The following is an 11,151-nucleotide window of genomic DNA, read 5'->3' as shown; positions in this document are numbered from 1 at the left end:
CAAAATCTTATCTTTGTTTTTTCCTACATACGATTGCAATGCCTTCGCAATCTTTTCTGCCTCTTCCTCACTTTGAATCTCAAAGTATTTCTCAAAGATCGCGCCGACTTGAATCAGTCGTCTTGTTCGCTCTTTTCTCTCTTTTTCTTTTTTACGCGCTTCAACTTGTTGTTTCTTCACTTTCATCTTCTCAATTTTTTCTTCTAACTCCTGAAGAATTTCCTCATCCGTTCGCTTCTTCGTCACCCATCCTCATCTCCTTTTTTGTTCTCTAATGTTTGTTTTGATTATATCAAAAATTGAGATAAATTGGTATCGTTAGCATAGATTCTCTCACCAGGATATGGTATAATTCCCTTAGATCGAAGAGATAAGGGCGCACTTATACATTGTTCCAATGTGTGCGGTTCCTTCGGAACAAAAAGACAAAACCAAAGACCCATTCGCCTAGATGGCGAATTTCATAAAACCTGTTTGCCTATCGGCAAAGATGAAACCACCATCTGACACCTTTGGTGTTCATGATGCTGATTTCATCTAAAGCATTGATTAGCGCACCTTGTGCTCTCATCAACTTATTCCAAAAACACAAACCCATTCTCAAGAAAGGAGGAAAGAATCATGGCAATTTATCATCTATCGATGCAAATCATCACCCGTTCAAAAGGCCAATCGGCTGTTGCTGCAGCTGCTTATCGTAGTGGTGAAAAACTACATGATGAACGTACAGACGAGCAAAAATTTTATGCTCGTGATATACAACCGGAAACCATGATTCTGACTCCTTCTAATGCGCCAGAATGGATGAAAGATCGAAACCGTTTATGGAATGAAGTTGAAAAAGTTGAGAAGCGCAAAGACTCACAATTAGCACGTGAATTAAACATTGCTTTGCCAATTGAATTAAATCATGACCAACAAAAAGAACTCATTCGATCTTTTGCTCAAAACGAGTTTGTTCAAAAAGGAATGGTTGCTGATATTGCCATCCATCGTGACGATGCTAATAATCCTCATGCTCACATCATGTTAACGATGAGAAATCTTGATCAGGATGGCTTTGGGAGGAAGAATCGTGACTGGAACGCTGATTTTGCGAACGCTAAAGAAAACCATCGTGGGTACGTTAAAAATAGCGAAGGCTGCTTATCTATTCGTGAGGAATGGGCGAACTATGCCAATCAAGCATTAGAACAAACCCAAAGTAAAGAGCGTATTACGCACCTTTCTCATGAAAAGCGTGGACTTGAAGTTCTTCCAACTATTCACTTAGGGCATGTAGCTCATGACATGGAGAAGAAAGGGAAACAAAGCCAGCGCGGCCAAATAAACCGAGAGCGCCAAGAGTATAACCAAGTCGTTATAGACCTACAGGATTACCGCCGCCAAAAAGAGGCTCATCTACAAAAAATGAAAGAAAAAGAGAAGCAATTTAGCTTCTCTACAGATGTTGAGAAAACGCAGATTCAAAAGGCTGCATCTCTTTTAAACCAAGAAGTCGTTTCCTTAGAAAGTATCTACAAACGCCATGAAGAACTACGCAAAATGAGCAATCGTCATGACCCAATTGAACGACATTTCCATGTTCAACAACAACAGTTTCTTAACGTCAGTAATTCTTATGACCGTGTGAAGGCTTTGGAGCATGAGATTAAGCAGAATGAAGAGAAAGTAGATGAACTCAAGGGATCACTCAATCCGTTTAAACTAAAAGAAAATAATATGATGAAACGTCGTTACCTTGATAAAATCTCTGATTTAGAAGGCAATAAAGCAAACTATGAAAGCAGCATCAAAGAATATAAAGAATCCCTTCGTTTTTCAAATGAAGAAGAATTCTACCAACGCTATCAAGAGTTTTCTCAACAAAAAGAAAATCGCCTTCATCAAATCAAATATGAGAAACAACAGATTCGAGTCGAAACAAAAACGTTGTTACAAGCAGAAGAAGCCGTTAAAATGGCTAAAATTCGTGAAGTAAGCTCACATTATCCCGATTTAAAAACAGCTGGAACATACTTGAGCTATGACAATGCCTTAAAACTAGAGAAACATATAGATATGGCCAAAAAGACGCCAGTCACATTAGAAGTCATTGAAAAAGCGATTGGAAATCAAAAAGATGAGTTGTACAAACTAAAGAAAAATGTAAAAATCTTTGAAACAGAAAGAGATTATTTAAGTACCATGAAGAATCAAGTTACGAACCTTGAAAAAACGGAAAAAGAACTTGATCAACTAAGTAATAGTCCTGGTGAGACAGCTAAACGATTGGTTTCGAAAAAAGCACGACAACATTACGAAGAATTACAGCATGAAGCCAATCATTACCGAGAGAACCTTAAAGAAAAAGGATATAAAGGACCGGATGATTTAGAGAAGCGACAAGGCGAAATTAGAGAGCTTGAGAAAAATGTAATCCCCAATATAGAAAAGCAAATAAACACCAAGGAACAAGTCATAGGAACGATCTCAGGCATCTTTGATGCCATTCAGCAAGCTACTCGTAGCGAAGAGCAAGCACAACAAAAGCAGCAGCAACAGCTTAGAAGATTTAGAAGTAGCTCCATAAATAAACCCAAAGATCAAGGTCATGACTTTTCTCGTTAAAAAGACAACTAATTGCCTTAAGGCAATTTGATCAACTTAAAGTTGTTATTCTCTAATATAACATTGACCATCTTTTTCAAATGAACTTAAAAGAGATGGTCAATTACCTATTAAAAAGATTTTTATAGTTCGATTTACTCTATGCTTTTAATCTCTTCATCTCTAGGATTAATATCTTCAAAGCCTTCAATACATAAAACAACACTTTCTATTGCCATAATATTTAAACATAGAAAGTTATTAATCAAAAGTGTATAGCAATTTTTAATATTTTCTTTCGCTAAATAGCATGTAGAGTCACTTATAGTTAGTTTACATTCAATTTTTGATTTTTCTGTTACACACATATAAACAGAAATAATATCTTTAAAGGGGATTTCACATAAGAAAACCCCACCATTTTTTTTCTTAAATTCTACAAGAAATACTCCTTCTATTAAAATATTAATTTTTCTTAATGTCACCCACTTTTCATGTATTAAAATTACTTTATTCTTGAATTTTGTTTTATCTGAAATTTCTTTGCATTTTACCTGACTTTCATCTAAATAGCATATTGGTTGACATGAAAAATCAATTTCTGTAGTTGGAATTTCGTAATGTATTTGAATAGAAAACCTTCCTTTATATGCTGTTTCTGTATCATTAATAATAGAGATGCTACTAATATTACTAAAAGTAAAATTAAAAGTACCTTTATAAATGGGAAATTGTTTTTCATCTTTTTCGCCTTTATTGACACTTAATAATAATTTATTGGTACTACATTCAGTAATAGTTAGACTAAGTGTACAAGAAATACTTTCCATATTGATTGTTTTCCACAGACTATAAAGGGAAGGTTTAAACTCTGCAATAGAAAATTCTTGACAAAACACATCATGAACGGGTGCTTTTTCTAGAATACTTTCTCTCATTTTTAACTCTATAGGTTTTTGAACCCAATCACATATTTTATCAGCAGAAATAGCTAATTCTTCTCTATTTGATATATAGTATTTGTCCACCTTTATCCCTCATTTAAATTCATATAATTATTTATTTATCTTTTATACATATTGTAAAAATAAATTAAACATGAGAATAATTAAGCACCAATATCGTCAATAAAGCATCTAATATTTCAAGTGAACATTTGAAAAAACGAGGTGAATTTAAAATGTCTTGCAATTCAGATTATAATTCAGCTATTTTAGGTAACTGTTCTAGAGGAAATGACTATGTAAAAGACCAATTATGTTGCCAATTCAGTATAGCTGCAGGAGCAGATGAAACAATATATGAGGCAATTAATGAAACAGTTATAGCTTCTTTCATTTTGAAAAATTCAGGTACGTTTCCTTTTGATGTGACAGCAACCAATTCTGCAGGTACTACGGTATTAACTGAAACGTTAGCTCCAGGTCAATGTTTAATGAGAACTATTGACAATTTAGGAGCTATTTCTATAGCAGGACCTGTAGCCCCTGCCGGTCCTGCTAAGGGAGAACTTGATATTGTAGTTAGATATCAATTAGACTCATAAAAAAATGCTTATGGTTGTCAAAACCATAAGCATTTTTTTATGAGTCATCAATCACATATACAATTTGATCCCGAACAAGATTTACAAATAACTGTTAATACTTGATTACTAAACGTGATTTTACCACAACTAAAAGTGATAAATGATTTATTCCTCAAAAAACATACACATTTTAAAATTTGAACTTCGAACACAATAGTAACAGTTTCATCAACATTGATATCAGGAAGTGAAATACCAGTCTCAGGATTTACTCCAGGTGTTGACACTCCGTTTATAACGACACTGTCATTAATAAAAACGCTACCTTCAGGTATTAAATCGGTAAATACAACATTATTAGCTGGAACTACACCTTCATTTGTAATAGTAATTGTATAAGTTAACTTATCTAAAATATCAGCCATTGTAGTATTAACCCTTTTTTGAACATCTAATACAGCATCGCCTTGATCAATTTGAACTCCTAAAGCATTTGGCATATACGCATCACCAGTAGATGTATATCTAAATGTTGCAATCATTTCATTGTTACCTAGATAATTTGTAGCGTCTACATTAGTTATATCCCACCCTTGACGTCCAGCAGATATATTAGTGGCTATTATAGGATTCTGATTACGGTTTCCAAAAGTACCTGTAGTATCTAAATTTCCACTATCGTTATTAATTTGAGATCCAAAAAAATTATTAGATGGATTTCTTGGACCAGAGAGATTTGTTAAAGAAAGTGCTGTAGGACCAAATAATGCCTGGTCACCTGTAATATTAGCATCACCTTCTTGAGCACTTATTAAGATTCTTGTGTTAACAGGACCAGAAGGTGGAGTCATAAAGCCTACAATAGGAACATCAATGATAGGATTAGCAGGACTGTTTACTACACCATTCGTTCCAATATATAAGTACATTGATCTATTAGGCAATTGACTGTTTTCATAAATTACTGCTAAAGTCCACCCTGCATGATTTGTATCAGCTGTAGAAGCCTGTAATGGATCTAAAAGTCCTGGAACCCCTGCGACAGAATATGTTCCAGCACCACTATTTTGAACAATAGCAGTTACATTAGCAGAACGATTATAAAACCCTCTTGTAACAGGTGGATTTCCAGAAGTAAATGTTTCCTGATTTTGTGTCAGAGGGTCTGGATTTATACTAAAAGAATTATTATTCGAATCAACGAAAGTAACTGGATTGTTAATTAAAGCTATAATATTCTGATCACGAGATAAGTAATTACCACCCCAGATCAGTTCAGCGTAAAGTACATTACTGTTGTTAGGTATGACCAAATTTGCTGCAGAACTATTTTGATTAATATTAAGAGTTGTTCCAACTGGAAAAGTAGGGACTTGAAGCGCATTGTTAAGTGTAGTGAATGCACCAATGCTTCCTTGAACTCCTGCTCTGTTTTGATTTAATAACTGACTAAGACCTAAAGTATTACCTGTAAAAGTCATAGCACCACATGCCAAAATTGAAAAACGATTAATTATAGGCATAAACCTGTCTTCTCCTATTCTAAAAAGATAACGTTGCTTCGAACGTTCCTGTGCAGAAGTCTTCCCCATTATCATTATCTGGGCCACATACCACAGTGATTAAAGAAAGCGAAAATACTTGAACTACTAAAGAACTCTGAGCAGAAACAACATAAGTATTTTCACCTGAACTATCTGTAATAGATACATTCATGACACAATCTATACTTGTATTAACAATTGCAATTATTCCATTGGCTAGAGAAGTATTAACAACATTTGATGTAGTGTATATAGTAGTTCTAGTTAAGCCATCACAAGGGCTTCTAAAAGGAACACACTTTTTAGCTATAAACATTTGATTATTACTGCACTTGTTTAATATCCCTTCATATCCGTTTTTACATATACACATTTTAGATTCTCCTTTTCTCCTTACTATAAAGATATGGAGAATAGCATTTATTGTGTGAAAAATGGGTATTTACAAACTATAAAGATAGGAAAATCAATGAATATTATATAGGGGTCTCGCCAACATTTCGGAAATTTTGTACGGTAAGCAGATAAAACTATAAAAATTGCCTATTATGTGTACGTTAAGACCTTACCAAAAAGGTATTAATCTTTAATAAACGGTACTTTGATTTTGGTAGTGGGTTTTGGGGCTGTGAATTGGTCGTTTTAAGGGTATACATGGCTTTATTTATCTAAGAACCATAAACGAACGTTATTAGAACATCCCTTTTATATCAACGGTTCCAACCTTAACGTACAATATTTCCGTTTTGCTGTCTGTACCCCATACCCATCAAGCTAACGCAATGGATTTTCCCCAAAACGAAAAAAACGTTATTCTTTTTAGTAAACTACTCGAAAAGGATGGCGTTTTTTTATGGATGTTCAGTTTTCCGAAGAATTACACCTATTTGCACAAGAATTACAACGCTCTTTGTCTCCCATTGCCTTACAAGAAATCGCTAAGAAAGTGGGATTTGTGAAACGATCGAGTAAGTATCAAGCAAATGAACTGATGGCTCTTTGCGTGTGGCTTAGCCAGGAAGTCGCTCGCACATCGCTTGCACAACTGTGTAGTCGACTAGAAGCTTCAACAGGTGTCCTGATGAGTCAGGAAGGATTGAATCAACGGTTTAATCCAGCAGCCGTCCAGTTTCTTCGTGAGGTGTTTGCTTTACTTCTCACACAGAAACTTTGTGCAACACAATCGCTATCGTCAACGCTCTTCTTGATTTTTAACCGTATTCGGATTTTAGATGCCACAGTGTTTCAGCTACCCGATGCCTTCGTAAGTGATTATCAAGGGTCTGGAGGAAGCAGTAATACGGCAGGTGTAAAGATTCAGCTTGAATATGACTTATTGAGTGGGCAATTTTTACACGTACAGCTAGGACCGGGAAAAGATAATGATAAAACGTATGGCACAACTTGTCTTGAAAGTGTGAAAGCAGGCGATTTCTGTTTACGTGATTTAGGTTATTTTGATTTACGAGATTTACAAACGATTCATGAATTAGGCGCCTTTTATCTCTCTCGATTAAAGCTAAATACCCGTATTTATGTAAAAAACCCTGAACCAGAATACTTCAAAAACGGCACACTGAAAAAGCAGAGCGAATATATTCAGCTTAATATGGCACACATCTTGAACGAACTGGAACCGGGTGAGACCATTGAACTTTCAGAAGCTTATGTTGGTCAAATTCAAAAATTACCGACACGTGTCATCATTCACCGACTAACGAACGAACAAACTAAAACCCGTTTAAACAACCAAGCTGTACGTGAGAAAAAGAAAGGCATTGTCATGAAGGATAAAAGTAAACAGCTGATGGGAATGAACGTTTATATTACGAACACACCACCAAAAGAAGTACCGACAAACGATGTGCATTCATTGTATTCGTTACGTTGGCAGATTGAAATTTTATTTAAAACATGGAAGTCCTTCTTCGAAATAGATGAATGTAAAACCATCAAAAAGGAACGGCTAGAGTGCCATTTATATGGGCAACTCATCGGGATTCTTCTCTGTTCTTCCACCATGTTTCAAATGCGGCAGATCCTGTTGAAAAAGAGAAAACAAGAGCTGAGTGAATACAAATCAATTTATATGATTAAGGACTATTTTCCGTTACTATTTCCAGCAATGGCAGGTGATCTGACTGAACTCGTAACGATTCTCCAACGACTGTATCACCTGTTGAAAAAGAATGGGCGTAAGTGTCATCGGTATCAGAAAAAAACCGTTTTTGACATTCTTGGTATTGTGTATGAGACAGCAGTAAAACAACAACAAGTTGCCTAACGAAAAAATGATAGTTTCATAGGCTTCTTTGTCATGCCGATTTTTCTGATACTCACCGATGTTAGGACAAGGATCATTACATTTTTAATCGTTTCTGTCGTTAGCTTGATGGGTATGTGTCTGTACCCCAATATATAGACTTATATACATATTATATAATTTGTCATAATGGATTTTTTCGGAACACATATAAAAGCAAACTCTTGATATTTTATTCAATTAATAATGACTTTTGGTTTACAAAGTCAACAGACCGTGTATAATTGTTATAACAGTGATAACGTAAAATTATACGTACTGTTATAAAATCGCCAGCATATGTTAATACTATGCTAATACTAAGGAGGTATTATTATGATGGATATGGCGGTGAGAGAAGTGGAAAGAAAAATTACGAAAATTGGCAATAGCTCTGGAGTGACATTTCCACCTGAAGTTTTAGAACACTTAAACGTTAAACAAGGTGAAATGGTTGTGTTTGACCTTGAAAAAGACGGTAAAGTAGTACTTAAAAAGCGACCTGCGGTAAATGTAGAAGGTTTCGAGGAAATAGATGCGGATTTTTTAGAAGGAATGAAGGATCTATTTGATCGATACGATAATACGCTACGTAACCTCGCAGATCGTTAAAAGAAAAACAAAGGGTAAGGGACTTAGCAAATGACGAAATATCTCACTCATAAGCAAGCCATTTTCTTAAATGGTGTAATGATTCAACGTTATACACCTAAAGAACATATTGGTGTAAAAGATGAAAAATTATTGGATAGTGCGATTATGCGTCCACAAAGTTCTGCTTTTGGATCTGATGCTTATCCTAGTTTGGAATTGAAAGCTGCAGCATTGTTTGAAAGCTTAGCACAAAATCATTCTTTTCATAATGCAAATAAACGAACAGCATTCGCTTGTTTATTCCTATTTTTAAGGACGAATGGTTGGATTTTAAATGTTCGAGAAAAAGAAGCTGAAGACATGACTTCTTTTGTTGTGACAAACAAACCTTCATTACAGCATATTGCCGATTGGATTTCGAGTAATCTTGTTCAACGTTCATGAAAAAGACCTTTTCCAAAACAGAAAAGGTCTTTTTACAGTTATTTATTTAAATGCAGTTAACATAAAACCAATTATCGGTAGCATTTTAATCTAATCGATTACATTCATAAGAACTTCACAGTCACAAAAACCACCTTGGTTTTGCAGAGCCTTTACAACTTTAGCTTTTTTGCTCACGGAGATGTGGGTATCTAGCCATTCTTTAGTGTAGAGAAGTGTATGGTCACACCCCTGTATGTCCACTTTTTCGTCCAGAAATGCTTCTAATGAACCCAGCTCCTCAGGTGATAAATCAAGTTCGTGCCACTTATTTGCTTGCTCTTTTAGTAGCACTAACTTCTTTACTAACTTTCTGTCTTTTTTGTTAAGAGTGACTGCATTTTGAAGTGCTGATAAAGCTGCTTTATAATTCAGTAGATATTCTTCAGCTTGAGACAACAACTGCCAAGCAAACGCATCTGTTGGATGCTGTTCAACATATTCTTTAAGTCCTTTTCTTGCTGCTAAAAGATGGGGAATTGCTTTTTTAGAAGGAGCTCTTCTTTGATAAGATCCTTGCATTGCTAGTTTTTGTCCTTTTATTAGTTCATCTTTTAATTCTAATAAACTATCCATTCAAATAGCTCCTTTTAAACAGTATTAAGAAACCAAAAATCCTTTATGTGATTTTCCCATAACCTTCAATATTCTTCAATTACTTTATGTATACTCTATGCATTTCTAGTTAACATAATGTAGCTTATAGGAAACGAAAAATGTATCCAAGAATCTCTATTTATGTTATAAAAAAGAAAATAAACTTATTGGAGATAGAAAATGACACAAAACAATAGTAAATCACTTATTTCAATTATCTTTGGGGTTTTATCAATGATCGTTCCTTATATAGGTTTAATCTTTGGTATAGTAGGGATTGTTTTTTGCACCAAAAGTATCAGAGAAGTGAAAAAGACTAGAGAACAAGGTAAAAGTATTGCTGTGACTGGAGGAATTCTTAGTACAGTAGGGTTATGCATTCAAGCTTCTGTACTATTTTTAGCTCTTTTAGGATACACAGCAGTTTTTTATTAAATCACTGAACTACTTAACATAATCCAGATTCCCGGTAGTAAAACTAAATATTAATGGCCACATCTATGGTTAGATGTGGCCATTATATGTACATAAAGATTATTGATTATGAGTGTATTCTGCTTAGGATTGTTGCCCTGTTTGTAGTGAAAAGTATATAATCTTGCTTCTTAGTTTTAATACAAATTCGATCAGTCGTTCCATATGGAGGACCTATACGGATTGCATCAGCTTCTTTACCACCATACGTATCATCTTCTGTAACTTCAATAATATCTTCTAGTGCAATATTAAATTTAGCAAGTTGCCATTTTATGATTAATTCTTTTTCTGTTTTCTTAACATCGATCCCCACTGTAAACATATAAACATCCCCTTTTTTCCTTATAATTACATTTTAACACATTATAAAGATAGAGAAATGAATGAATACGATATTCATTGCTAGTTTACATAAACACTCTTTTCGGAACACATCAAAAAAGAGAACCCTTTTGGGAGTAGGGTTCTCATAAGGCTACGATTTCTGCTTTATGCAGCTTTTTATACATCGTTGATATGACGGAGTTCTCTTTACAGGAAGTTGAAGAGATGATGCATAAAAAGCGCACCTTTTATACATATGCTAAACACTTCAAATAATTGATTTTATCTGTAGATATGATATATTAAATATCAGACTATTTTTACAAATTGCATTTTTATCATGTCGTTTAACTCTTTAAATAAAAAACTGTCTCGAGTAAAGAAGAGACAGTTTTTTATTTTGCTATTGGCGAGAAATATAAAACAGTATAGCCCGCCTATAAATCAACGTTTCCTCCTTTAGAATTTAAAGTATTAAATTCTAGAGGAGGAATATTTTTATGGTCGAATATAGAGGAAGAACAGTGTAAGATAATTTAATAAACACAGTATTTATTTATCAACTAGCTAGTACTTATCAAGGTTGATATCTTGGGTACAAACCTTGGTAAATCTTAATACTAAGGTTTTTTATTAAGGTATATAGATTTAAATTTAGGTTTATAAAGTAGGTGGAAACATGGATATTTTTGAGAACCACGGTGACAAAAAAT

12 protein-coding genes are annotated in these 11,151 nt (G+C 34.3%); 6 read left to right on the top strand and 6 right to left on the bottom strand.

The window, feature by feature from the left end:
• Nucleotides 1-246: hypothetical protein (locus OK414_RS29150; RefSeq protein WP_263046340.1), on the bottom strand; the 246-nt coding region annotated here is incomplete at its 3' end.
• Nucleotides 247-621: 375 nt separating this feature from the next.
• Here OK414_RS29150 and mobQ point away from each other — a divergent pair.
• On the top strand, nucleotides 622-2,610 hold the full coding sequence (gene mobQ, locus OK414_RS29145; protein WP_205663448.1) for a MobQ family relaxase: 1,989 nt from the start codon (nucleotides 622-624) through the stop codon (nucleotides 2,608-2,610).
• 134 nt (nucleotides 2,611-2,744) lie between these two features.
• On the opposite strand, the gene OK414_RS29140 is transcribed toward mobQ, so the two are convergent.
• Nucleotides 2,745-3,617: an S-Ena type endospore appendage gene (locus OK414_RS29140; RefSeq protein WP_205663447.1), complete on the bottom strand. Its 873-nt coding sequence runs from the start codon at nucleotides 3,615-3,617 to the stop codon at nucleotides 2,745-2,747.
• A 152-nt stretch (nucleotides 3,618-3,769) separates the two neighbouring features.
• Here OK414_RS29140 and OK414_RS29135 point away from each other — a divergent pair, with 152 nt between their 5' ends.
• The gene (locus OK414_RS29135) at nucleotides 3,770-4,135 is read left to right on the top strand and encodes an S-Ena type endospore appendage (protein ID WP_047933946.1); all 366 of its coding nucleotides are present in this window, start codon (nucleotides 3,770-3,772) and stop codon (nucleotides 4,133-4,135) included.
• Nucleotides 4,136-4,182: 47 nt separating this feature from the next.
• On the opposite strand, the gene OK414_RS29130 is transcribed toward OK414_RS29135, so the two are convergent.
• Together OK414_RS29130 and OK414_RS29125 are read right to left on the bottom strand one after the other, a co-directional pair.
• The gene (locus OK414_RS29130) at nucleotides 4,183-5,640 is read right to left on the bottom strand and encodes a DUF11 domain-containing protein (protein WP_047933945.1); all 1,458 of its coding nucleotides are present in this window, start codon (nucleotides 5,638-5,640) and stop codon (nucleotides 4,183-4,185) included.
• Between the two features lie 19 nt (nucleotides 5,641-5,659).
• The gene (locus OK414_RS29125) at nucleotides 5,660-6,034 is read right to left on the bottom strand and encodes an S-Ena type endospore appendage (RefSeq protein WP_025908111.1); all 375 of its coding nucleotides are present in this window, start codon (nucleotides 6,032-6,034) and stop codon (nucleotides 5,660-5,662) included.
• Nucleotides 6,035-6,514: 480 nt separating this feature from the next.
• Between OK414_RS29125 and OK414_RS29120 the strand changes: the two genes are divergently transcribed.
• The 3 genes from OK414_RS29120 to OK414_RS29110 all read left to right on the top strand — a co-directional run bounded on the left by OK414_RS29120 (nucleotide 6,515) and on the right by OK414_RS29110 (nucleotide 9,001).
• Nucleotides 6,515-7,945 carry an IS4 family transposase gene (locus OK414_RS29120; RefSeq protein ID WP_047933940.1) on the top strand — a complete coding sequence of 477 codons (1,431 nt, stop codon included), beginning with the start codon at nucleotides 6,515-6,517 and terminating at the stop codon, nucleotides 7,943-7,945.
• 354 nt (nucleotides 7,946-8,299) lie between these two features.
• A complete protein-coding gene (locus OK414_RS29115) occupies nucleotides 8,300-8,575 on the top strand; it encodes an AbrB/MazE/SpoVT family DNA-binding domain-containing protein (protein WP_062954791.1) in 276 nt (91 codons plus the stop codon).
• 30 nt (nucleotides 8,576-8,605) lie between these two features.
• A complete protein-coding gene (locus OK414_RS29110; RefSeq protein ID WP_047933936.1) occupies nucleotides 8,606-9,001 on the top strand; it encodes a type II toxin-antitoxin system death-on-curing family toxin in 396 nt (131 codons plus the stop codon).
• 90 nt (nucleotides 9,002-9,091) lie between these two features.
• Here OK414_RS29110 and OK414_RS29105 read toward each other — a convergent pair whose 3' ends face one another.
• Nucleotides 9,092-9,616: a DUF2695 domain-containing protein gene (locus tag OK414_RS29105; RefSeq protein ID WP_047933934.1), complete on the bottom strand. Its 525-nt coding sequence runs from the start codon at nucleotides 9,614-9,616 to the stop codon at nucleotides 9,092-9,094.
• A gap of 201 nt (nucleotides 9,617-9,817) precedes the next feature.
• Here OK414_RS29105 and OK414_RS29100 point away from each other — a divergent pair, with 201 nt between their 5' ends.
• On the top strand, nucleotides 9,818-10,072 hold the full coding sequence (locus OK414_RS29100) for a DUF4190 domain-containing protein (protein WP_047933932.1): 255 nt from the start codon (nucleotides 9,818-9,820) through the stop codon (nucleotides 10,070-10,072).
• Nucleotides 10,073-10,178: 106 nt separating this feature from the next.
• On the opposite strand, the gene OK414_RS29095 is transcribed toward OK414_RS29100, so the two are convergent.
• Nucleotides 10,179-10,436, bottom strand: coding sequence for a hypothetical protein (locus tag OK414_RS29095; RefSeq protein WP_035319704.1), 258 nt, complete (start codon nucleotides 10,434-10,436; stop codon nucleotides 10,179-10,181).
• Nucleotides 10,437-11,151 lie beyond the last annotated feature (715 nt).

The sequence above is a fragment of the Priestia sp. JV24 genome (assembly GCF_025910025.1).
In the GTDB taxonomy this organism is placed as follows: Bacteria; Bacillota; Bacilli; order Bacillales; family Bacillaceae_H; genus Priestia; species Priestia megaterium.
This window is presented reverse-complemented; position numbering and strand designations above follow the sequence as displayed.

What these genes read in the sequence shown, in the direction of transcription:
- OK414_RS29100 (WP_047933932.1), top strand. Translation starts at nt 9,818, where the DNA reads ATGACACAAAACAATAGTAAATCACTTATTTCAATTATCTTTGGGGTT.
- OK414_RS29130 (WP_047933945.1), bottom strand. Translation starts at nt 5,640, where the DNA reads ATGCCTATAATTAATCGTTTTTCAATTTTGGCATGTGGTGCTATGACT.
- OK414_RS29105 (WP_047933934.1), bottom strand. Translation starts at nt 9,616, where the DNA reads ATGGATAGTTTATTAGAATTAAAAGATGAACTAATAAAAGGACAAAAA.
- OK414_RS29125 (WP_025908111.1), bottom strand. Translation starts at nt 6,034, where the DNA reads ATGTGTATATGTAAAAACGGATATGAAGGGATATTAAACAAGTGCAGT.
- mobQ (WP_205663448.1), top strand. Translation starts at nt 622, where the DNA reads ATGGCAATTTATCATCTATCGATGCAAATCATCACCCGTTCAAAAGGC.
- OK414_RS29095 (WP_035319704.1), bottom strand. Translation starts at nt 10,436, where the DNA reads ATGTTTACAGTGGGGATCGATGTTAAGAAAACAGAAAAAGAATTAATC.
- OK414_RS29115 (WP_062954791.1), top strand. Translation starts at nt 8,300, where the DNA reads ATGATGGATATGGCGGTGAGAGAAGTGGAAAGAAAAATTACGAAAATT.
- OK414_RS29110 (WP_047933936.1), top strand. Translation starts at nt 8,606, where the DNA reads ATGACGAAATATCTCACTCATAAGCAAGCCATTTTCTTAAATGGTGTA.
- OK414_RS29120 (WP_047933940.1), top strand. Translation starts at nt 6,515, where the DNA reads ATGGATGTTCAGTTTTCCGAAGAATTACACCTATTTGCACAAGAATTA.
- OK414_RS29135 (WP_047933946.1), top strand. Translation starts at nt 3,770, where the DNA reads ATGTCTTGCAATTCAGATTATAATTCAGCTATTTTAGGTAACTGTTCT.